20 protein-coding genes are annotated in these 21,177 nt (G+C 57.8%); 10 read left to right on the forward strand and 10 right to left on the reverse strand.

Annotated elements, in window-relative coordinates; genetic code table 11:
* Nucleotides 1-81 precede the first annotated feature (81 nt).
* Nucleotides 82-249: a DUF2474 domain-containing protein gene (locus ACXR0M_RS20920; RefSeq protein WP_458833665.1), complete on the forward strand. Its 168-nt coding sequence runs from the start codon at nucleotides 82-84 to the stop codon at nucleotides 247-249.
* Nucleotides 250-322: 73 nt separating this feature from the next.
* On the opposite strand, the gene ACXR0M_RS20925 is transcribed toward ACXR0M_RS20920, so the two are convergent.
* Complete coding sequence (locus ACXR0M_RS20925) at nucleotides 323-1,447, reverse strand: methyltransferase (RefSeq protein WP_458833666.1); 1,125 nt, start codon at nucleotides 1,445-1,447, stop codon at nucleotides 323-325.
* 148 nt (nucleotides 1,448-1,595) lie between these two features.
* Nucleotides 1,596-2,324, reverse strand: a complete 729-nt coding sequence (locus ACXR0M_RS20930; protein WP_458833667.1) for an autoinducer binding domain-containing protein — start codon at nucleotides 2,322-2,324, stop codon at nucleotides 1,596-1,598.
* Nucleotides 2,325-2,640: 316 nt separating this feature from the next.
* On the opposite strand from ACXR0M_RS20930, the gene ACXR0M_RS20935 reads away from it, so the two are divergent.
* Nucleotides 2,641-3,417, forward strand: a complete 777-nt coding sequence (locus ACXR0M_RS20935) for a ferredoxin--NADP reductase (RefSeq protein ID WP_458833668.1) — start codon at nucleotides 2,641-2,643, stop codon at nucleotides 3,415-3,417.
* A 42-nt stretch (nucleotides 3,418-3,459) separates the two neighbouring features.
* Here ACXR0M_RS20935 and mscL read toward each other — a convergent pair whose 3' ends face one another.
* A complete protein-coding gene (gene mscL / locus ACXR0M_RS20940) occupies nucleotides 3,460-3,873 on the reverse strand; it encodes a large-conductance mechanosensitive channel protein MscL (protein WP_458833669.1) in 414 nt (137 codons plus the stop codon).
* 285 nt (nucleotides 3,874-4,158) lie between these two features.
* On the opposite strand from mscL, the gene katB reads away from it, so the two are divergent.
* The 3 genes from katB to radA are packed head-to-tail and all read left to right on the forward strand — an operon-like array spanning nucleotide 4,159 to nucleotide 7,706.
* Nucleotides 4,159-5,700, forward strand: a complete 1,542-nt coding sequence (gene katB, locus ACXR0M_RS20945; RefSeq protein ID WP_458833670.1) for a catalase KatB — start codon at nucleotides 4,159-4,161, stop codon at nucleotides 5,698-5,700.
* A 58-nt stretch (nucleotides 5,701-5,758) separates the two neighbouring features.
* On the forward strand, nucleotides 5,759-6,295 hold the full coding sequence (locus ACXR0M_RS20950; RefSeq protein ID WP_458833671.1) for an ankyrin repeat domain-containing protein: 537 nt from the start codon (nucleotides 5,759-5,761) through the stop codon (nucleotides 6,293-6,295).
* A gap of 43 nt (nucleotides 6,296-6,338) precedes the next feature.
* Nucleotides 6,339-7,706, forward strand: coding sequence for a DNA repair protein RadA (gene radA, locus ACXR0M_RS20955; RefSeq protein ID WP_003228407.1), 1,368 nt, complete (start codon nucleotides 6,339-6,341; stop codon nucleotides 7,704-7,706).
* Nucleotides 7,707-7,805: 99 nt separating this feature from the next.
* On the opposite strand, the gene ACXR0M_RS20960 is transcribed toward radA, so the two are convergent.
* Nucleotides 7,806-8,174, reverse strand: coding sequence for a PilZ domain-containing protein (locus tag ACXR0M_RS20960; protein WP_458833672.1), 369 nt, complete (start codon nucleotides 8,172-8,174; stop codon nucleotides 7,806-7,808).
* Between the two features lie 159 nt (nucleotides 8,175-8,333).
* Here ACXR0M_RS20960 and ACXR0M_RS20965 point away from each other — a divergent pair, with 159 nt between their 5' ends.
* The 5 genes from ACXR0M_RS20965 (at nucleotide 8,334) to lanM (ending at nucleotide 15,232) form a co-directional block, all read left to right on the forward strand.
* Nucleotides 8,334-10,400, forward strand: a complete 2,067-nt coding sequence (locus ACXR0M_RS20965) for a carbon starvation CstA family protein (protein WP_458833673.1) — start codon at nucleotides 8,334-8,336, stop codon at nucleotides 10,398-10,400.
* Between the two features lie 15 nt (nucleotides 10,401-10,415).
* Nucleotides 10,416-10,613, forward strand: a complete 198-nt coding sequence (locus ACXR0M_RS20970; RefSeq protein WP_003228401.1) for a YbdD/YjiX family protein — start codon at nucleotides 10,416-10,418, stop codon at nucleotides 10,611-10,613.
* Nucleotides 10,614-10,775: 162 nt separating this feature from the next.
* Nucleotides 10,776-11,747 carry a GTPase gene (gene yjiA / locus ACXR0M_RS20975; protein ID WP_458833674.1) on the forward strand — a complete coding sequence of 324 codons (972 nt, stop codon included), beginning with the start codon at nucleotides 10,776-10,778 and terminating at the stop codon, nucleotides 11,745-11,747.
* A gap of 193 nt (nucleotides 11,748-11,940) precedes the next feature.
* Nucleotides 11,941-12,093, forward strand: a complete 153-nt coding sequence (locus tag ACXR0M_RS20980; RefSeq protein WP_458833675.1) for a hypothetical protein — start codon at nucleotides 11,941-11,943, stop codon at nucleotides 12,091-12,093.
* Between the two features lie 58 nt (nucleotides 12,094-12,151).
* Nucleotides 12,152-15,232, forward strand: coding sequence for a type 2 lanthipeptide synthetase LanM (gene lanM / locus ACXR0M_RS20985; protein WP_458833676.1), 3,081 nt, complete (start codon nucleotides 12,152-12,154; stop codon nucleotides 15,230-15,232).
* 6 nt (nucleotides 15,233-15,238) lie between these two features.
* Here the strand turns inward: lanM and ACXR0M_RS20990 are convergent, their stop codons facing one another.
* The 6 genes from ACXR0M_RS20990 to glyA all read right to left on the reverse strand — a co-directional run bounded on the left by ACXR0M_RS20990 (nucleotide 15,239) and on the right by glyA (nucleotide 21,031).
* A complete protein-coding gene (locus tag ACXR0M_RS20990; RefSeq protein WP_458833677.1) occupies nucleotides 15,239-15,940 on the reverse strand; it encodes a GntR family transcriptional regulator in 702 nt (233 codons plus the stop codon).
* Between the two features lie 26 nt (nucleotides 15,941-15,966).
* On the reverse strand, nucleotides 15,967-16,671 hold the full coding sequence (locus ACXR0M_RS20995; RefSeq protein WP_458833678.1) for a FadR/GntR family transcriptional regulator: 705 nt from the start codon (nucleotides 16,669-16,671) through the stop codon (nucleotides 15,967-15,969).
* Between the two features lie 84 nt (nucleotides 16,672-16,755).
* Entirely contained in the window at nucleotides 16,756-18,069 is a 1,314-nt protein-coding gene (locus ACXR0M_RS21000; RefSeq protein ID WP_103303615.1) for a C4-dicarboxylate transporter DctA, read from the reverse strand.
* Nucleotides 18,070-18,328: 259 nt separating this feature from the next.
* On the reverse strand, nucleotides 18,329-18,883 hold the full coding sequence (locus ACXR0M_RS21005) for a hypothetical protein (RefSeq protein ID WP_458833679.1): 555 nt from the start codon (nucleotides 18,881-18,883) through the stop codon (nucleotides 18,329-18,331).
* Nucleotides 18,884-18,964: 81 nt separating this feature from the next.
* Complete coding sequence (locus ACXR0M_RS21010) at nucleotides 18,965-19,537, reverse strand: hypothetical protein (RefSeq protein ID WP_458833680.1); 573 nt, start codon at nucleotides 19,535-19,537, stop codon at nucleotides 18,965-18,967.
* 240 nt (nucleotides 19,538-19,777) lie between these two features.
* A complete protein-coding gene (gene glyA, locus ACXR0M_RS21015) occupies nucleotides 19,778-21,031 on the reverse strand; it encodes a serine hydroxymethyltransferase (RefSeq protein ID WP_458833681.1) in 1,254 nt (417 codons plus the stop codon).
* Between the last annotated feature and the right edge of the window lie 146 nt (nucleotides 21,032-21,177).

The raw sequence follows: 21,177 nt of genomic DNA on the forward strand, positions 1-21,177 counted from the left end.
TCTTTTGCTTTTGCGGAGCAAATAATCGCAGCTTGTTTCACTCAGCATTGCTGCGGCACGAATCAACTGAGGAACGATGCAATGAACGGCAAACATTCCCTGCACGAGATTGAGCAAGCCGAAAAAAAGCCGCTGTGGCAGCGGCTCGGCTGGTTGGCCCTGATCTGGATCGGTAGCGTCGGCGCGCTGTTCATCGCCGCCAGTCTGATGCGCCTGTTCATGAACGCAGCCGGCCTGACCACGCACTGATACATCCCGTCCCGTTGCCCTTGGGCACGGTTTATGACCCTCTGTACCGCAGAGGGTTTTTTTTGCCTGGGGTTTACTTGCGGGCCTTGAGAATCACGAACTTCGGCGTGGCCGCTACTTGCTCGATGCCACGGAACAGCCGCGCCAGTTTGCTGTGATAACCCAGGTGCCGGTTGCCGACGATGTACAGCGCGCCGCCCACTACTAACGCTTCACGGGCCTGCTGGAACATGCGCCAGGCGAGGAAGTCGCCGACCACCTGTTGTTGGTGGAACGGCGGATTGCACAGCACCACGTCCAGCGACTGCGGCTCCTGGCCGGCCAGACCATCGCCGGCGCGCACGATGACTTCACGCTCGCCGAGGGCCGCGCGCCAGTTTTGCGCGGCCGATTGCACGGCCATGAACGATTCGTCGACCAGTGTGTAATGCGCGTCCGGGTTGTGCAGTGCACTGGCGATGGCGAGTACGCCGTTGCCGCAACCAAGGTCGGCGACCCGGGCGCTGCCCAGACTCTTCGGCAGGTGCGGGAGAAAAGCCCGGGTGCCGATATCCAGGCCTTCACGGCAAAACACGTTGGCGTGGTTGAGCAGCTCGATGGCTGGATCATCGAGCCGATAGCGTGAAGGGTAGGGCGAAGTCGCCGGAGCTTTGGCCTCGGGTGTGGCAATCAGCAGGCGGGCCTTTTTCACCGCCAGCGAAGCCTGCACCGGGCCGATGTAGCGTTCCAGCAGATCCCCGGCCGCACGTGGCAGGTGCTTGACCATGGCCGCCGCCACCACTTCAGCACCGGGCGCCAGTTGCCCTTGCAGGCGAATCAGCTGTTCTTCCAGCAGCGCGAGGGTCTTCGGGACACGGATCAGCACCCGGTCAAACGGCCCGACCAATGGCTCGCTGGCTGCGATGCCGCGCACTGTGTCGAACGCCAAACCATTGCGTACCAGATTCTTTTCCAGGCCCTGAAATGCCAGAAACGAGTCGCCACTGCTGCTGACCCGAACCTTGCCGACGAGACTCGCCGCCAACGCTCCGAAACTGTCGTTGAGCACCAGCACTCGGGTCTCGGCCGTCGGTTGCTGGGACGCCAGATGATTGAGCAGGTATTCGTCAGCCGCATCGAAGGCTTGCAGCGGTTCATTCTGCTGTTCGGGCTGGCGGATCAGGTCGAGTTGGGCGAAGGGCGTTTCGAGCAAAGGCATGGGGCGAGAACTCTGGTTAATCAACGGGTGGTTCGCAGCCCAGGGTGTCGCGGCGGAACCGTCCGAGTGGACATCGGTGTCTGACTCACACCATCACTCAGGAAGGTCGCAAATGGTACGTTCTTTTTCGCGCAAATACTCGCTGGTTTTAGGCGGTAGGGTGGTCGAGCAGGCCGCATTGGCTGGCCTTGGAGACGGCGGAAATCTTGTTGCAGACGTTCAGTTTGAGAATCACGTTTTGCACGTGGTAGTTCACGGTCCGCTCGCTTAGACAGAGAATCCGGGCAATCTCGTAGGCTGTCTTGCCCAGAGCCGAGAGCTGCAGCACTTCCAGTTCCCGCGTCGAGAGCTGCGGCTGCGAAGTTTTTTTGAGCGGTTTGGGCAGGGTACTGGCAACCACTTCACTCAGATGGCTGGACGCGTAAAGCATATAGCCGAAGTGCTCGTACAGTTCGAGCGGGCTCAACTGGCCGGTGTTTCGCGCAAAGCTGAGGGTGCTGCACAGTCCAGTGGATTCATGGTGGAACGACTGAGACCAGCCATGGCGCAATCCATGTTGCTGCTTTGCGTTCCACAGTTGCGGGGTTTGCGAATACACCTGTTCGGTCCAGACGATAGGCAACATTGAGTGATTGCAGTGTGCTATTACCGGGTCGATATTGATGTAATGTTTTTCTTCATAGAGTTCATTCCACTGCTGAGGATAGTTATTGATTTGCAAGGCTTTAAAGTCAGCGGTCCGATTAATTGACGTCAATGAGATAGCGCAAAAACTGAAACCAATGTTTTGGGCAAATCCCAGCAATATCGGATAAGCGGTCTCTATTTCTCTTGCGAAAGTCAGTTGCGTTAATTGCGACTCCTTCCACATTTTCATCACAAAACTCTCCATGAGTCATTTCGGGGGTGCCTTGTTGGATCCAAAGAATCCTGCACGCTTCCGAGTGTAGGACATGTCCTACATTCAGCGTTGGATTTTTTTGCTCTTTGAAAAGAGTTATTGCTCACAAGAAAGTTATTAGTTTGCGTGCGCGCGATATATTTGAGTTGTCATTCAATGATGGCGCTGGATGACTGTTACGGATGATTTTATTTCTCAGTTACTTCGTCGCCTGAGATGACCTGATAAAACACGGGTGTTTATAGAGGGCGATTGGGGCGAAACTGTCAGGGTCCGTTCAGTGGAGTACCTCATGACTGCCAGCACAGAGAAATTCACCACCCAGACCTTGCTTGATGTGCAGCCCTTGACCCCAAGTCTGTTTACCTTGCGTACCACGCGCGACCCGGGTTTCAGATTCCGCGCCGGGCAGTTCGCCCGCCTCGGGGTGACCAAACCTGATGGCAGCACGGTGTGGCGTGCCTATTCGACGGTTTCCTCACCCTTCGATGAGTTTCTCGAATTCTTTTCCATTGTCGTGCCCGGAGGTGAGTTCACCGGCGAACTGAGCCGCCTGCATCCGGGCGATAAATTGCTGGTGGAGCGCCAGGCGTTTGGCTACCTGACGCTGGACCGTTTTGTCGACGGTCGCGATCTGTGGCTGTTATCCACAGGGACCGGGGTTGCGCCGTTTCTATCGATCCTGCAGGACTTCGAAGTATGGGAGAAGTTTGAGCGAATCATCCTGGTGTACAGCGTGCGTGAAGCCCGGGAACTGGCCTATCGGGCGCTGATCGATGGCTTGGCCCAGCGTGATTATCTGGCGGAGCACGCGCACAAACTGCAGTTCATACCGACCGTTACCCGCGAACAGGTTCCGGGCGCCCTGCACGGTCGCATCACTCATTTGATTGAAAGCGGTGAGCTGGAGCGCGTTGCGGGGGTGGCAATGACCGCCGAGCACTCGCGTGTGATGTTGTGTGGCAATCCACAGATGATCGACGACACCCGGGCGCTGCTCAAACAACGCCACATGAGCCTGAGCCTGACGCGGCGACCGGGGCAGGTGGCGGTGGAAAACTATTGGTAAAAAAAACGGCGCCATCAGGCGCCGTGTTCGTTTATCTCGCGGTCATGGCCGGTTGTTCTGGGCCTTGAGCAGATCGCGGATCTCGCCGAGCAGTTCTTCTTCCTTGGTCGGAACCGGTGGCAGGGAAGGGGCCACGGCTTCTTCACGCTTGAGGCGGTTGATGGCTTTTACCCCCATGAAGATCGCGAAGGCGACGATCACGAAGTCGAGGATGCTCTGGATGAATTTACCGTAAGCCAGAACCACTGCCGGGGCCGAGCCTTCGGCGGCCTTGAGCGTAATGGCCAGATCACTGAAGTCCACCCCACCGATCAACAGGCCGATTGGCGGCATGATCACGTCACCGACAAACGATGAAACGATTTTGCCGAAGGCGGCACCGATGATGATACCGACGGCCATGTCGACCACATTGCCTTTGACCGCGAAGGCCTTGAACTCACTTAGCACGCCCATAGGTTATTCCTTGTTACAGATGAGGTTGGTGTACGCAGTGTAAATCAGCAAAACGCGTCCTGCGCGCAACACCTTCTTACAATGCCCGTTTTTATCGACACATGGATCAACGATTAGTTTGCAAAGTGCCACTAATCGCGCGCGGAATACGCCGTAACTCGCTGGTAGGGAAGCCAAAATTTTCAATCATTGGCTTACGAACTTTCTATTTATGTTCGCAGACATAGCCCTCTAGCCTTTGGTTGGCGCACCTGGATGCGCCCAAAAAAACCAGAGGAACCTGATATGAACTCTACCCTTGGATTGGGGGCTTTTCCCCATCGCCGTACGCTCGGTGTACTGACCGCCAGCCTGTTGACCTTCTCCGTGCACGCCGCGCCCCTGACCCGGGATAACGGCGCAGCGGTCGGCGACAACCAGAATTCGCAGACTGCCGGCGCCACCGGCCCGGTACTGCTGCAGGATGTGCAACTGATCCAGAAACTGCAGCGTTTCGACCGTGAGCGCATTCCCGAGCGTGTGGTGCATGCGCGCGGCACGGGCGCCCACGGTACGTTCACGGTAACCAACGACCTCAGCGATCTGAGCAAGGCCAAGGTGTTTACCGCCGGCCAGGTGACGCCGGTGTTCGTACGCTTCTCTGCCGTGGTGCATGGCAACCACTCCCCGGAAACCCTGCGCGATCCGCGGGGCTTCGCCACCAAGTTCTACACCGCCGATGGCAACTGGGACCTGGTGGGCAACAATTTCCCGACGTTCTTCATTCGCGATGCGATCAAATTCCCGGACATGGTGCATGCCTTCAAGCCTGATCCGCGAACCAACCTGGACGATGACTCGCGCCGTTTCGACTTCTTCTCTCACGTCCCGGAAGCCACCCGCACGCTGACCGAGCTGTACTCCAACTCGGGAACGCCAGCCAGTTATCGGGAGATGGATGGCAACGGTGTACACGCCTACAAGTTGGTCAATGCCAAAGGTGAAGTGCACTACGTGAAGTTTCACTGGAAGAGTTTGCAGGGCATTAAAAACCTGACGCCAAAACAAGTCGCAACGGTTCAGAGTCAAGACTACAGTCATATGACTAACGATCTGGTTACCAATATCAACAAAGGTAACTTCCCGAAGTGGGACTTGTACGTTCAAGTGCTGAATCCGCAAGATTTGTCCAAGTTTGATTTTGATCCATTGGACGCCACCAAGATCTGGCCCAATGTTCCAGAACGGAAAGTTGGACAAATGGTGTTGAATCGTAATCCGGCCAACGTATTCCAGGAAACCGAACAAGTTGCCATGGCGCCGGCCAATGTTGTTCCAGGTATCGAACCTTCCGAAGACCGTTTGTTACAAGGTCGTGTGTTCTCTTATGCCGATACGCAGATGTACCGCTTGGGTGCCAACGCCCTGCAATTGCCGATCAATGCGCCGAAAGTTGCGGTGAACAATGGCAATCAGGATGGTGCGATGAACTTCGGCGCCAGCCAGTCCGGCGTCAACTACCAGCCAAGCCGTCTGCAACCGCGTGAGGAGACACAGAGCGCGCGTTACAGCCAGCTGGCGCTGGCGGGCAGCACGCAGCAGGCGAAGATCCAGCGTGAGCAGAACTTCAAGCAGGCCGGTGATCTGTACCGCTCGTTCAGCCAGCAGGAGCGTCAGGACCTGATCGACAGCTTCGGCGGCTCGCTGGCAACCACCGATGACGAGAGCAAGCACATCATCCTGTCCTTCCTTTATAAGGCTGACCCGGAATACGGGACCGGCGTGACCAAAGTGGCCAAGGGCGACCTGAGCCGGGTCAAGGCACTGGCAGCGAAACTGGTCGACTGATTTCGACGCCATGCACGCGGGGCCTGACCCAGGCCCCGTTCTGCTCAGGAGAGCGTATATGCGTACTTTTCTTCTACTGTTGCTCGGATGCCTGTCTTGGACAACGCACGCCGAGCAAAGCCCCGAGGCGATCAAGGTTCAGTTGCAGGATTATTACTTCGACGCCGCCCGACGCGGTGACGTGCCGATGCTCGAGACCTTTATCGAATCCGGTTATTCCCTTGATACCCGCGACAGCAAGGGTTACACCGCGCTGATTCTGGCGGCGTATCACGGCCAGAGCGCGGCGGTGGAGCGCTTGCTGGCGGCGGGCGCCGACGCCTGCGCGCAGGATCAGCGCGGCAACACGGCGTTGATGGGCGCTATTTTCAAGGGCGAAATGCAGATTGCCCGGCGTCTGATGGCCACCGATTGCAGCCCGGATCAACGCAACGGCGCCGGACAGACGGCGGCGATGTACGCCGGACTGTTCAAGCGCGTCGAACTGCTCGACGCGCTCAAGGCCAAGGGCGCCGACCTTGATGCCGAGGATTCGCTGGGCAACAGCGCCGCGCGTCTGGCCAACGGCGAAATCCGCACTGCCGCGCCGCGCTGAACGGTGGCTGCGTTATCATCGCGGTTTTTCCCGGGGGATCCAGATGGCCAAGGCCAAGCGCATGTACGGCTGCACCGAGTGCGGCGCAACCTTTCCCAAGTGGGCGGGCCAGTGCGGCGAGTGCGGCGCCTGGAACACCCTGACCGAAACCATGATCGAGAGCGGCGGCGCCACGGCACCCACCGGGCGCACCGGCTGGGCCGGGCAGCAGGCGCAGATCAAGACCCTGGCCGAAGTCAGCATCGAAGAGATTCCGCGCTTCTCCACCGCGTCCGGTGAGCTGGACCGGGTGCTCGGCGGCGGTCTGGTCGACGGTTCGGTGGTGCTGATCGGCGGTGACCCGGGCATCGGCAAGTCGACGATCCTGCTGCAGACCCTGTGCAACCTCGCCAAGAGCATGCCGGCGCTGTACGTCACCGGCGAAGAATCTCAGCAGCAAGTGGCCATGCGCGCGCGCCGCCTGGGCTTGCCGCAGGACCAGTTGCGGGTGATGACCGAAACCTGCATCGAAACCATCATCGCCACCGCCCGTCAGGAAAAACCCAAGGTAATGGTGATCGACTCGATCCAGACCATTTTCACCGAGCAATTGCAGTCAGCCCCCGGCGGCGTGTCGCAGGTGCGTGAAAGCGCGGCGCTGCTGGTGCGCTACGCCAAGCAGAGTGGCACGGCGATTTTCCTCGTTGGTCACGTCACCAAGGAAGGCGCGCTGGCCGGTCCTCGGGTGTTGGAGCACATGGTCGATACCGTGCTGTATTTCGAAGGCGAATCCGATGGGCGGTTGCGTCTGTTGCGCGCGGTGAAAAACCGTTTCGGTGCAGTCAACGAACTCGGTGTGTTCGGCATGACCGACAAGGGTTTGAAAGAAGTCTCCAACCCTTCGGCGATTTTTCTTACTCGCGCTCAGGAAGAAGTGCCGGGCAGTGTGGTCATGGCCACGTGGGAAGGCACCCGGCCGATGCTGGTGGAAGTGCAGGCGCTGGTCGATGACAGTCATCTGGCCAATCCGCGGCGAGTGACCTTGGGTCTGGATCAGAACCGCCTGGCGATGTTGCTGGCGGTTTTGCACCGTCATGGCGGTATTCCGACGCACGATCAGGATGTGTTCCTCAACGTGGTTGGCGGGGTCAAGGTGCTGGAAACCGCGTCCGACCTGGCGTTGATGGCGGCGGTGATGTCGAGCCTGCGCAACCGACCGTTGCCGCACGATCTGCTGGTGTTCGGCGAGGTCGGGCTGTCCGGCGAAGTACGTCCGGTGCCGAGCGGCCAGGAACGCCTGAAGGAAGCGGCCAAGCACGGCTTCAAACGCGCGATCGTGCCCAAGGGTAACGCGCCGAAAGAGGCGCCGGCCGGGTTGCAGATCATTGCCGTGACGCGGCTGGAACAGGCCCTCGACGCACTCTTCGAGTAATACAAAAAAACCTGTAGGAGCTGCCGCAGGCTGCGATCTTTTGATGTTGTTTTAGAAGCAAGATCAAAAGATCGCAGCCTTCGGCAGCTCCTACACGGATCAGATTTCGATCAGCGCGCCCAGTTCGCGTTCCAGTTCTTCCGGATCAGCGAGGTTCAGTTCTATCAACCGCCGCAAGCGCTGGATCGATTCCAGGCTGATATGCCGGCAGACAAATCCCAACTGGCCACGTTCTTCGTGGGCTAACTGCACATCCATCTCGATATCAATGTCATCGCTCAGATGAATGTCGACGAAGAAGTCTTTCTCCTTATCCCCCAGCCACGGCTCCGGCCGCTCGATCAGCAGCCCCTTGAGCGACAGATCGATCAGCTTGACCGGCCAGATGAATTGGCCCTGACTCAGCTCGGTTCTGGCATCGAACGCAATACGTTTGAAGCGACGGCGATTGGCTGGGTGTTCGCTCATGACGCAATCCTCAAAGGGGTTCGCTGACTATAGACCCCAGCGGCGGGGGCCTGCCAATCGATAAGGCGTCTAGACCAATGTCGGGGTATGGCCTTTGGCGCCAGTAGCGCTAAACTCGGGGTGGCTGTCTTTCTTGTCCACCCTGGCTGGAATAATAAAATGAAAAATAATAATAGCCTGCTACGCCACTTACCCTGGCTAGTGCTGGCAATCGTAGGAGCGTGCGCCCTGGGCGTAGTGGCATTGCGCCGAGGAGAGGCGATCAACGCCTTGTGGATCGTGGTCGCGGCCGTGGCCATTTATCTGGTTGCGTACCGTTACTACAGTTTGTTCATCGCCAACAACGTGATGCAACTCGATCCGCGTCGGGCCACCCCCGCCGTGCTCAACAACGACGGTCTGGACTACGTGCCGACCAACAAACACATTCTTTTCGGTCACCACTTTGCCGCGATCGCCGGCGCAGGCCCGCTGGTCGGTCCGGTGCTGGCGGCGCAGATGGGTTATCTGCCCGGCACGCTGTGGCTGATCGCCGGGGTGGTGCTGGCGGGCGCGGTGCAGGACTTCATGGTCCTGTTCATGTCGACCCGCCGCAACGGCCGATCCCTGGGCGACATGGTGCGCGAAGAAATGGGCCGCATCCCTGGCACCATCGCGCTGTTCGGCTGCTTCCTGATCATGATCATCATCCTCGCGGTGCTGGCGCTGATCGTGGTCAAGGCGCTGGCGGAGAGCCCGTGGGGCATCTTCACCGTGATGGCGACCATCCCGATCGCGATGTTCATGGGCATCTACATGCGCTATATCCGTCCGGGGCGCATTGGCGAGATCTCGGTCATCGGCGTGTTGCTGCTGCTCGGTTCGATCTGGCTCGGTGGGCAGATTGCCGCTGATCCGGTGTGGGCCAAGGCCTTCAGCTTCACCGGTGTGCAAATCACCTGGATGCTGATCGGTTACGGTTTTGTCGCGGCAGTGTTGCCGGTGTGGCTGATTCTGGCGCCACGTGACTACCTCTCCACGTTCCTCAAGATTGGCACTATCATCGCCCTGGCGATCGGTATTCTGGTGACCATGCCCGAGCTGAAAATGCCGGCGCTGACCCAGTTCGTCGATGGCACCGGTCCGGTGTGGAAGGGCGGTCTGTTCCCGTTCCTGTTCATCACCATTGCGTGCGGCGCGGTATCGGGCTTCCACGCGCTGATTTCTTCGGGCACCACGCCGAAGCTGCTGGATAACGAAACCAACGCCCGGTACATCGGTTACGGCGGCATGCTGATGGAATCGTTCGTGGCGATCATGGCCATGGTTGCCGCTTCGGTGATCGAACCGGGCGTGTACTTCGCCATGAACAGCCCGGCCGCGGTGGTCGGCGGTGACGTGGTGGCGGTGGCAACCGCAGTCAGCAACTGGGGCTTTGCCATTACCCCGGAAGCCCTGCAGGCCGTAGCGCATGACATCGGCGAAACCACCATCCTCGCCCGTGCCGGCGGTGCGCCGACCCTGGCGGTCGGTATTGCGCAGATCCTGCACAGTGTCCTGCCGGGTGAAAACACCATGGCGTTCTGGTACCACTTCGCGATCCTGTTCGAAGCGCTGTTCATCCTCACCGCTGTGGACGCCGGCACCCGTGCCGGGCGCTTCATGCTGCAGGACCTGCTCGGCTCCTTCGTGCCGGCGCTGAAGCGCACCGAGTCGTGGACCGCCAACCTGATTGCCACCGCCGGTTGTGTGGCGATGTGGGGCTGGTTGCTGTACCAGGGCGTGATCGATCCACTGGGCGGCATCAACACCCTGTGGCCGCTGTTCGGTATCTCCAACCAGATGCTGGCCGGTATCGCGCTGATGCTCGGCACGGTTGTGCTGATCAAGATGAAGCGTCAACGCTATATCTGGGTGACCCTGCTGCCGGCGGCCTGGCTGCTGATTTGCACCACCACCGCAGGCTTCATCAAGCTGTTCGACGCCAACCCGGCGATCGGCTTCCTGGCCCTGGCCAAGAAGTACAGCGATGCCCTGGCTGGCGGTCAGGTGATTGCACCGGCCAAGAGCATCGAGCAGATGCAGCACGTGATCTTCAACGCCTACACCAACGCAACGCTTACCACGCTGTTCCTGTTCGTGGTCTTCAGCATCCTGTTCTATGCGCTCAAGGTCGGCATCGCCGCCTGGGGCAAGAAAGAGCGTACGGATAAAGAATCGCCATTCCAGGCCCTGCCGGACGCGTAACCAGAGGATTGCACCATGTTCAATGACCTGAGTCGCCTCGGTAAATACCTCGGTCAGGCCGCGCGCCTGATGGTCGGCATGCCCGACTACGACACCTACGTCGAGCATATGCAGACCAAACACCCGGACAAACCGGTGATGAGCTACGAGATGTTCTTTCGCGAACGTCAGGAAGCGCGTTACGGTGGCAAGGGTGGGCCGAAGTGCTGTTGAGCTGACAGCCCTCGGTTGAGGTAATCCCCTGTGGGAGCGGGCTTGCTCGCGAAAGCGGAGCGTCAGTCGATGATTGTGTTGACTGATACACCGCATTCGCGAGCAAGCCCGCTCCCACAGTTGTTTTTGTGTTGTTCATTCATTTTGTGAAGGGGATCGATTTTGTCTTCTCCAATACCGGTCACGGTACTCAGCGGTTTCCTCGGCGCCGGCAAGACCACCTTGCTGCGCCATCTGCTCAAGGCCGAGCACGGTCTGAAAATCGCCGTGATCGAAAACGAATTCAGCGACGCCGGCATCGACACCCAGTTGCTGGGCGATGAGCCGGTGCAAGTCATGACCCTGGCCAACGGCTGCGTCTGCTGCACCATTCACACCGACCTGACCAAGGCCTTGTATCTGCTGCTCGAACGCCTCGACAGCGGCGAGATCGCCTTCGACCGGCTGGTGATCGAGTGCACCGGGCTGGCCGATCCGGCTCCGGTGGCGCAGACCTTTTTCATTGATGAAGAACTGCGCGAGCGTTATCTGCTCGACGGCATCATCACCCTGGTGGATGCCGCTCACGCCGACCAGCACCTGACCCAGACCATTGCCCAGGCACAGATCGGTTTCGCCGACCGTTTGCTGGTGAGCAAGACCGATCTGGTCGATGAAGCGACGCTCGGCGCACTGAACGAACGTCTGACGCGGATCAACCGGCGTGCGCCGATCCGTGTGGTCGAGCACGGCAACATCGATCTGGCGGAACTGCTCGACGTGCGCGGCTTCAATCTCAACGCTGACCTCGGTGGCGGGGTCGGTTTGCGCCCGGTAAGCAAGGCGCCCTCGATCGACCGCATCTCGAGTCTGGTGCTGCGCACTGACCAGCCGCTCGATATCGATCAGCTCAGTGAGTTCATGAATGAGTTGCTGGAAGAGCACGGCAAGCAATTGCTGCGCTACAAGGGCGTACTGAGCATCGCTGGCGAAGATCGGCGCCTGGTGTTTCAGGGCGTGCTGAAACTTTATGGTTTTGATTGGGACAGCGAGTGGGGCGAGGGAGAAGTGCGGGAAAGTGTGATTGTTTTTATTGCTGATGATTTACCGGAAGAGAAAATTCGGGCAGGGTTTGCGCGGGTTGCAGGTGTATGAGTTCAAGCGATTTGATCATTGTTTGTAACTGTTTTTTTTTGATTTCAAGTGTCTTGTTGAGCGTTTGAGCTAGTTGGCAGGTGTGAATTGGGCAGGTTTACATTTTGTTCGAATTGATAAGCGGTGGCATGGAGTATTGAGTGATAACTTGAATAAGCGCCAATCAAGGCGACTAAGTTATCAGGAGAAAAACATGCAAGAGCAAATCATGGACATGTCCGGTGAACTGGATGCCGAGTTCGAAGCTTATGTAAGTGCCAGTGATGCCAATGTCGCTGGGGAAGCCATCTGCACCAACCTCTCGTGCGGAACCCTGGGCTGCACCGTTCTGGACTGCAGCTGCTAATTATCCCCAAAGGCGAGGTGGGTCGGGATCCACCTCGCCTTTTCACGAGCGGTAGGCAATGTTGACTGATGTTTTAAGTTTCACTGAAGGTTATTCGTGCGGCGTGGGACCAGCACTCGATCAAGAAACACTTCGCAAGACTCTCGAACTTTTACACAGGAATGACGAAGCCGTTCTGTGCCATTTTGGTGTCGGCCGGGAAGCATTGCTTGAAGCTGGTTTTCTTCGTGCACACTTCGAGGGTGCCGATGATTCACTATTATTTGAAAAGCATGAAGAAGCAATTAAGACGGTTTGTCTGTTGTCCCTTGCGTGCGAGGTTGAGGGTAAAGAAAGTTTCAACAGGTTTTACGCTTCCTGGGTGGGTTACTTTAAGTATGTTTTCGAAAAACACGTCAGATACAAACATGTTAGTGGCTTGATTGATGTCACAGCGATACTGTCCGATGCAGGTGTTTATGTAACGACCCGAGTGAAATATCTTGCGGAAAAGTCGTTGGTTCATCAGTTGAACAGCCTGATAGCCGAAGGTGCCGTGCTGGATCTGGAGACGTTTGACCATGCGCTGGCGGGCGAGTCATTGCTGGACTTCCTGAGGGCCTACCCTGTACTGGTGAGGTTGCTGACGGAAATGGTCGAGGACACGGTGACCTACCTGTACAAGGTCATCGAGCATTTCGACCAGGACTTCAGTCGACTCGCGCCGGCCTTTGCATTGGACACCAGGCGCATCGACTCAATAGTCCTCGGCCAAGGAGACGCTCATGCCAATGGTGAAACGGTCTGTTTCATTGAGGTCAGTGGTCGTTCGCTGGTGTACAAGCCAAGAAGCAACCACGAAGCGATTTTTTATGGCGCCTTGCTGCAGCGTCTGCATGACCGTACCGCAGATTCCGGTTTTGCCATTTACTCACCCGTCATGGTGTCTCTGGAAAACCGTTGCTGGATGGAAAAAATAGAAAATCGGGCCTGCGAGTCGGAAGCGCAGCTGGCGGTTTTTTTTCAGCGCCTGGGCTCCCAGGTCGCGGTCATACACGCCTTGAATGGCATCGACTTTCATTACGAAAACCTGATCGCCTGCGGCAGTAGCCCGGTGATGATCGATCTGGAATGCCTGTTCACTTCGACCACCATCGATTTGCGCACCCGTCTGCCGCACAGCGGTGCGCTGTTCAAAGCCATCAAGCTCACTGGGCAGTCAGTATTTGCCAGTGGCTTCTTGCCTTATTCCGCGAGCTCGGACAATGACTACAGCGGGTTGAGCCGACAGCAGCAGTTTGCCGGAAAAAGAAACCAGTTGGTGCGGGAAAACGCTTATTACCGCTTGAAAAAGGTCGACTTCGACAGTCGCCCGGTGCTTCGGCATTTGCCGGTTTTCAATGGCGAAACGCACTCGGTTACAGACTACAAAGAGGCATTTCTGCGTGGTTTCGAGTGCGGATACGATCAAATGATCAGTCATCGCGGCGCGGTGCTCGACTTGCTCGCGCAGCATGCCGGCGCGTTGAAGACCCGTGTGCTGATCAAAAATACCCAGCGTTACGCGGACTTCATCTCGATGATGATTCATCCGCGCTTCACCCGGTGCGCCGTTCAACGGGAACTGCTGTTGGCGACCCTGTGGTCTGAACTGAGCGAAGCACTCAATGATTACGGGGTTCCCGCACATGAAATTGCCGATCTGCGGAGGGCCAACATTCCATGCTTCACGCTGCCTTTGCTTTCGAACCGCCTGCTCGATGCCCATGGTCAGGAGGTTGCTGCGTTGGCCATCGAGTCTCCGTTTGACAGTTGCCGGCGCAAGATGGAACACCTTTCCTGCGCAGACAAAGCGTTGCAAATGCATATCTTGCAAATGTGTCTGTTCCCCGTCGCCAATGAAGCGCTGCCACTCAACCGTGCACATCATTTGAAAGCAGCAAAGGTGCTGAGCAAAGCACAATATCTCGAAGGCGCCATCAGCATTCACGGGATCACGGCGAGACAGCGCATCGACGGGGAGGAAGGGGATGTCGCCTGGACATTCATGGACACCCACCCCCGAACCCGACGATCTTTCATAGCGCCCATGGGCAACGGTTTGTATAACGGGATGGGTGGCCTGGCAATTTTTTATTTGAGCTTGTTCCGGACCAGTCGGGCGCCTGGCTATTTGCGCGACGTCGAGCGTATCTTGTGTGCAATGACCCGGTCTCAAGACCATTTCCCGCACGAATCGAGCGTCAGTGCCTATTTTGGTATCACGTCCTATCTGTACGTTCTGGTCAATTATCAGCTAATCAGCGGCCATCGGTCTTACCAGGCGGTCATTGAGGAACAGCTGCTCAAACTGGGGGATTTTCCCCGGGACGGCGACGAATTCGATGTCATTCACGGTTGGTGCGGAGCCGTGATCGTATTGGTCAATTATTATCAACTTGAAAAACGCGAAACGTTACGGCCTCTGATCGAAAGGTACTCGCAGGCCATTCAATCCGCCCTGACCCTGGAAAACGGCAAGTTGCTCCTCAAGACGACGGGAAAACCGCTATGGACGGGTGTTTCCCACGGCATTTCCGGCGTGCTGATCGCGTTGGGAAAAGTCTGGGAGGTGACGAGAGATCCGCTCTTGCCAGGGGTGATCAGTCAATGGCTGCAAGCAGAGAACCGCCTCATGGCCGATGGTTTCTGGCTTGATCTGCGGGAGAACGCCGCGTCTTCGACCACGATCAAATGGTGCCATGGCGACGCGGGCATTCTGCTTTGCCGACACGGATTGCTTCAGACGATGGCGGAGGTCCTGGACGCCGACACCAGAGTCATGCTTGAGCAGGATGCACAGCGTTGCGAACGTCATGTCTGGCAGCATGGGCTCGGCTCTGGCTACAGCCTGTGTCACGGCGATTTCGGCAACCTTGTGTGCTTGCTGAGATTCTACCGTGACACTCACAACGACCGGGGTATCGCCAAGGTCAACCGCGCGCTCTCGCAGGTGGCTCACAACTTCTTCAAGGAAGACTTTCTTGAAGAGCGCAATGTCCCGGATCTGGGGTTGATGCTCGGTATTGCCGGCGTCGGTCAGGCGCTGCTGCATGCGCTGGATGACGGTTTGCCGGATGTGCTGTGCATGGACTTTGCACGATCGACGCCGCCTGCATGAGAACCTTTATTGCGGTGCGCAGCCCAGGCTTTGTTCAAGTGCATCCAGGTACTGTTTGGTCAATTGCACTGCAGTAGCGACTTCACCTTGCTCGATGGCATCCACGATCGCCGCGTGTCGCCACGAGCAGCAAGCGCTTTCAATATCGGCCGCGAAACGCGCAATCGCCATGGAGGTTAGCGGTACAAGGCTGCCGAGAAAATGCGCCAGAGGGCTATTGCCTGCGATGCGCGCCAGTTGCAGGTGGAACTCGCCGCACAGGCGGATAGCGCCTGCACGCTGACCATGCTCCAGATGTCGGCATCGAATTTCTATCAGGTCTCGTAGCGTCTTCAGGTCACCGGGGCTGTGGCGCTGGCTGGCCAGTTCCACCAATGTTGTTTCGGCCAAACGCCGTGCGTGCAGTATCTGTCGGGTCTGCTCACGGGTTGGTGTTGCGACGCGTGGGCGATGATTGGGTCGCAGGATGATCACTTGCTCGTGGTGCAGGCGTGTCAGCACCCGGCGGACTTCGCTTCGACCCGCATCGAACATCTGCCCGAGACTGTCTTCGGTAAAACGGCGGTGGGAATCAATGCGCTGGTCAACGATGGCGTCGAAGATCAGTGAATAGAGCTCATCAGCCGAGCGCTTCTGGCCCAGGGCAGGGTAGAAGGGTGGCGTCGCAGACAGAGTGCGGTCGTATTGCGCTGAGGCGCAGCTGTTCATGGCCAGTCTCCAGTTCGAAAAGGTTTTCAACTGCGCAGGTCGTCTTCCGGAATATTCAACTCGATGCCCATCCGCTGGCCTTCGCGCAGGATGTGCCGACGCATTTCGGCGCTGGCCTGAGCGCTGTTCTTGCTGCGGATGGCGCGCACCACCGCTTCGTTTTCTTCCAGGCGTTCGGCCAGATGCTCCGGCGAGTTGCGCAGCACTTCGGCGCTTTGCTTGAGGGCATTGCTGGTTTGCTGGACCACGCTCTGGAAGATCGGATTCGAGGTCAGGGTAAACAGTTCTTCGTGGAAGGCGATGTAGGCGCTGACCCCGGCCTCGCTGTCGCCCGCTTCAAGGGCTTCGCGCATGTCCATCAGGGTCAGGCGCAGTTGGCCGACCTCCTTGCTGCTGATCGACTGTGCGACCAGGCCGACGATAAACGGCTCCAGGGTGTAGCGCAGTTGCAGCACGTCTTCGAGGCTGGCGCTGGCCACCGCGCTGTCGTGGCTCTGGCTGTCACTGAGCCGGGCGTCGAGCACCACCACGCCCTTGCCCGGCATCGAACGCACCAGGCCGAGGGTTTCGAGGACGATCACCGCTTCGCGCAGGCTCGGGCGGCTGATGCCCAGTTGTTCGGCCAGTTCGCGCTGGCCCGGCAGCATCTCGCCGGAGCGCCACTGACCACGGGCGAGGGCGGCGCGGAGTTTCTCCACGACTGAGTTGACGACGGTTGATGTGGTTATCACTTGTCTAGCTCCGTAAGCCCACAGGAGATGCCGCAAACAAGATCAAAAGATCGCAGCCTGCGGCAGCTCCTACAGGGTTGAAAATCAGAACTCTTGCTGGTGCGCCGGAGTTGCTGTTTTACGCGGTTGAAAGGTGTAGCCCTGCTGACCGCTGAGTACTTTGTTTGCCCGTTGTACGTCGATGTCTTTTTCCCAGCGGGCGATGGCTACAGTGGCGACGCAGTTGCCGATCAGGTTGGTCAGCGCCCGGCCGATGCCCATGAACCAGTCTACCGCCAGCACCAGTACCAGGCCGACCACCGGAATTGCCGGGATCGCGGTCAATGTTGCCGCCAGAATCACCAGCGCCGAACCGGGGATGCCGTGGGCGCCTTTGGAGGTGATCAGCGACACCAGCAGAATCGTCAGCAGGTCGGTCATCGCCAGCGGCGTGCCGGTGGCATTGGCGATGAACACGATGGCCAGGGTCAGGTAGATCGAAAAGCCGTCGAGGTTGAACGAGTAGCCGGTGGGAATCACCAGGCCAACCGTCGAGCTGCCGATACCCAGGTGTTCGAGTTTGCGCATGATCTGCGGCAGCACGGCGTCGGACGACGCGGTGCCCATGACGATCAGCAGTTCTTCGCGCAGGTACTTGAGCAGCGGCCACATGCGCAGGCCGGAAGCCCGCATCACCAGACCGAGAATCACGCTGACGAACGCGATGCAGGTCAGGTAGAACAAACCGACCAGACTACCCAGATGCTGCAACGAATCGAGGCCGTATTTGCTGGTGGTGAAGGCGATGGCGCCGAATACGCCGATCGGCGCCAGACGCACAATCATGCCCATGATCCGGAAGATCACATGGCTCAGTTCGTTGATCAGCCGCGAAATCCCGGACGCCGCTTCACCCACCAGATTCAACGCACTGCCGAACAGCACCGAGAACAGCAGCACCTGCAGGATATTGTTGTCGGCGAAGGCCCCGATCACCGAGGTCGGGATCAGGTCCATCAGAAACTGCGTGGTGGTGTGCATGTGCTGGCCGCGTTCGGCGATGTCGCCCATGTCGGCGGCGGACAGTTGCTCCAGATGGATATTCGCACCGCTACCGATCCCGGTGCTGAAGGCGAATACCAGACCGATCACCAGTGCGATGGTGGTCAGCACTTCAAAGTAGATCACCGACTTGAGGCCGATGCGCCCGACCTTCTTCAGATCACCGGCGCCGCTGATGCCGCTGACTACCACGCAGAACACGATCAGGCCGATGAGCATCTTGATCAGTTTGATGAAGCCGTCGCCCAGCGGTTTGAGCTGAGCCGAGTATTCGGGAAGGGTCAGTCCACAGACGATGCCGAGCATCAGTCCGAGCACCACTTGAAGGAAGATTGAACGCGAGCACCATCTGAGCATGGGAGGAATCCTGGTCGGTGTCCTGGCTGCCGTGTGCGGGGCACATCAGATTCAGGACTTAATTATTGTGGTCTTACCGGTATGTCCAGTGCAGGCGCAGTCTACGCTCGGGTTTTTCTGCAATACAAGAGCAAAACCGAAAATTGGCATGACCGGTCTGACCAGTGGTGTTCCCTGGCGGTAAGCCGACCTTGATGAAAAAAAGCCCGGTCAGGAATGACCGGGCTGGATGGGACTGGCGTTATGGACTGAAACCGGATCAGTACGGCACGTTGCGCTGCAGGATATTCAGCTTGAAGTCCAGCACACCGGCGCTGCGATTCTTGTCGGTGCGGACAAACGTGCCCACCTTCGGATCATGTTTGGCCCGACTCTGCCCGGCACATAACAACGCACCGCCTCGGGTCTGGATTCTGAGGGTAGGGGAATCGGTGTCGATCTGATCGAGAGTAATGATCTTGCCCTGAGCGTTGAGCAAGTTGAACGTGGTCTGATCGCCGTCTTCGGTGGCATAAGCGTTCAGGAAGTCTTTTTCTTCCCGGCTGAGGGTTCTGTAGTAATACTCGCCTGGGGTGAAAATATAAATCGTGTAATAGTCGTTGTGGCAGCGGAAGTAAAAGGTCAGGGCATTCGGTGCAACATTCGGCTTGAGGAACAGATAGTTCGAAACGTCAATATGATGAGAGAACGTGAAGGCTTCATAGTCAGGACGTGGCGTGGTGATCTTTCTGCCATACGTCAGTCTCGGGAAGTGCGGGTAGCCATAACGGGTGCTCAATGTCGCAGTAAAGGATTTTTCCTGGTTGGTACTCATGGCGTTGCTCTTTTATTGATTGTGGAAATATAAACAGCCGGGCTGCTTATTGCGTAAGTAGTGAATGTCTGGGAAGTGCTGTCAGACTTCGTCGGGATCGTTGAGGAAAGCTGCGTTGCGCTCGGTGATGCGCAGCGTGAAGGGCAGGCCTTCGTTTTTCGTATCGGCGAGGTAGCTGTACGGCGCGCCTCGGCGACGCAGGGCGCTTATTTGCCCGGCGTTTCGGGCTTTGAGCCGAACATGCTGGGTGTCACCGCGCATGTCTTGCAGCGTGATGATTCGATTGTCCAGGCTCAGCAGATTGAAAGACGTGGTGTCGCCGCCCGCTGGCAGAAAGGCGCCCAGCACCCCCGCAGCATCTTTGCTGAGGCAATAGCCGCTGTGGGTGGCGTGAGCGCGGATATACAGGTGGTAGTAGTCGTCCGTACAGCGCAAGTAAAGCTGTAAGGGTTGAGCATGGGTTGTTTCGCCGAGCGGGCGACGGCCCAACAAGTGGGCGTCATTGAGTACAGCGGCGGCGCCGGTATAGAAACCACCCGAGAATAAAGTGCTGTTGCGCAAGATTGGCGTGTCATACAGTGAACCAAGAAGGTTCAGATGATGCTGGTAAAGTGTAAGTGTGGCGAAAAAGGATTTCTGTCTGTTAGTTGTCATGGGCTCTTCCTTGAGCTGTTCTGTTGGAGTTTGAAGGTGTTGAGTTTTTAAGGGTGCCTGTATTTGCTCTGTGTGTTTGAACAGTAACAGCAAAGTTTTTATAGTGTTCGATTGTTTAATAAGTTTGTTGTTTCAAGTTTTAAATGAAGATTGCCTGAAGTTGGACTTTGTCTTTCGCACAGGCGAAAAAAAACCGGCCATCACTGGCCGGTTTTTCATGCTGCTGGTTTAACGTCGCAATTAAGCGCCGTACACCGGCAGTTTCTTGCAGATGGCTTTGACTTTCTCACGAACGGCGTCGATCACCGCTTCGTTGTTCAGGTCAGCCAGGATGTCGCAGATCCAGCCGGCCAGCTCTTTGCACTCGACTTCCTTGAAACCGCGAGTGGTGACAGCCGGGGTACCGAAGCGCAGACCGGAAGTGACGAACGGCGAGCGTGGATCGTTAGGCACGGAGTTCTTGTTCACGGTGATGAACGCTTTACCCAGAGCGGCGTCGGCGTCTTTACCGGAGATGTCCTGCTTGATCAGCGACAGCAGGAACAGGTGGTTCTTGGTACCGCCGGAAACCACGTCGAAACCGCGCTCGATGAACACCTCGGCCATGGCCTGGGCGTTCTTCACCACTTGTTGCTGGTAGGCCTTGAACTCAGGCTGCAGCGCTTCCTTGAAGCAGATCGCTTTAGCGGCGATCACGTGCTCCAGCGGGCCACCCTGGGCGCCCGGGAATACTGCGGAATTGAGTTTCTTCTCGATGTCGGCGTTGGCGCGCGCCAGGATCAGGCCGCCACGTGGACCGCGCAGGGTCTTGTGCGTGGTGGTGGTGACCACGTCAGCGAACGGCACCGGGTTCGGGTAGACACCAGCGGCGACCAGACCGGCCACGTGCGCCATGTCGACGAACAGGTAGGCACCGACTTTATCGGCGATTTCGCGGAAACGCGGGAAGTCCAGGATCTGCGAGTAGGCAGAGAAACCGGCCACGATCATTTTCGGCTTGTGCTCAACCGCCAGACGCTCGACTTCGTCGTAGTCGATCAGGCCGTTGGCGTCGATGCCGTACTGCACCGCGTTGTACAGCTTGCCGGAGGACGAAACGCTGGCGCCGTGGGTCAGGTGACCGCCGTGGGCAAGGCTCATGCCCAGAATGGTGTCGCCACCTTGCAGCAGGGCCAGGTAGACCGCAGCGTTGGCTTGCGAACCGGCGTGCGGCTGAACGTTGGCGTAATCGGCGCCGAACAGTTCCTTGGCGCGGTCGATGGCCAGTTGCTCAACCACGTCGACATACTCGCAACCACCGTAGTAGCGCTTGCCCGGGTAGCCTTCGGCGTATTTGTTGGTCAGTACCGAGCCTTGAGCTTCCATCACCGCAGGGCTGGTGTAGTTTTCCGAAGCGATCAGCTCAATGTGCTCTTCCTGGCGCTGAGCTTCTTGCTCCATGGCGGCAAAGAGATCGGCGTCGTACTTGGCAATAGTCAAATCACGGCTGAACATGGCGGTCCTCAAGGATCGGGGGCAGAAAAGGGGGGCATTCTAACTCAACGGGTTTTGGATGGCATATGAAACGACATCATGTCGCAGACAAGTGGCGTTCATGACAGATGTGCGGTGCTTTTGAGGGCCCCATCGCTGGCAAGCCA

The sequence above is a fragment of the Pseudomonas sp. Eth.TT006 genome, from assembly GCF_054456575.1.

Coding starts and splice junctions, on each gene's coding strand:
- mscL (WP_458833669.1), bottom strand. CDS start 3,873: ATGGGCGTGCTAAGTGAGTTCAAGGCCTTCGCGGTCAAAGGCAATGTG.
- ACXR0M_RS20925 (WP_458833666.1), bottom strand. CDS start 1,447: ATGCCTTTGCTCGAAACGCCCTTCGCCCAACTCGACCTGATCCGCCAG.
- ACXR0M_RS20990 (WP_458833677.1), bottom strand. CDS start 15,940: ATGAACAGCTGCGCCTCAGCGCAATACGACCGCACTCTGTCTGCGACG.
- lanM (WP_458833676.1), top strand. CDS start 12,152: ATGTTGACTGATGTTTTAAGTTTCACTGAAGGTTATTCGTGCGGCGTG.
- ACXR0M_RS21000 (WP_103303615.1), bottom strand. CDS start 18,069: ATGCTCAGATGGTGCTCGCGTTCAATCTTCCTTCAAGTGGTGCTCGGA.
- glyA (WP_458833681.1), bottom strand. CDS start 21,031: ATGTTCAGCCGTGATTTGACTATTGCCAAGTACGACGCCGATCTCTTT.
- ACXR0M_RS20950 (WP_458833671.1), top strand. CDS start 5,759: ATGCGTACTTTTCTTCTACTGTTGCTCGGATGCCTGTCTTGGACAACG.
- ACXR0M_RS20930 (WP_458833667.1), bottom strand. CDS start 2,324: ATGAAAATGTGGAAGGAGTCGCAATTAACGCAACTGACTTTCGCAAGA.
- ACXR0M_RS20970 (WP_003228401.1), top strand. CDS start 10,416: ATGTTCAATGACCTGAGTCGCCTCGGTAAATACCTCGGTCAGGCCGCG.
- ACXR0M_RS21005 (WP_458833679.1), bottom strand. CDS start 18,883: ATGAGTACCAACCAGGAAAAATCCTTTACTGCGACATTGAGCACCCGT.
- katB (WP_458833670.1), top strand. CDS start 4,159: ATGAACTCTACCCTTGGATTGGGGGCTTTTCCCCATCGCCGTACGCTC.
- ACXR0M_RS21010 (WP_458833680.1), bottom strand. CDS start 19,537: ATGACAACTAACAGACAGAAATCCTTTTTCGCCACACTTACACTTTAC.
- ACXR0M_RS20980 (WP_458833675.1), top strand. CDS start 11,941: ATGCAAGAGCAAATCATGGACATGTCCGGTGAACTGGATGCCGAGTTC.
- ACXR0M_RS20965 (WP_458833673.1), top strand. CDS start 8,334: ATGAAAAATAATAATAGCCTGCTACGCCACTTACCCTGGCTAGTGCTG.
- radA (WP_003228407.1), top strand. CDS start 6,339: ATGGCCAAGGCCAAGCGCATGTACGGCTGCACCGAGTGCGGCGCAACC.
- ACXR0M_RS20920 (WP_458833665.1), top strand. CDS start 82: ATGAACGGCAAACATTCCCTGCACGAGATTGAGCAAGCCGAAAAAAAG.
- ACXR0M_RS20935 (WP_458833668.1), top strand. CDS start 2,641: ATGACTGCCAGCACAGAGAAATTCACCACCCAGACCTTGCTTGATGTG.
- ACXR0M_RS20960 (WP_458833672.1), bottom strand. CDS start 8,174: ATGAGCGAACACCCAGCCAATCGCCGTCGCTTCAAACGTATTGCGTTC.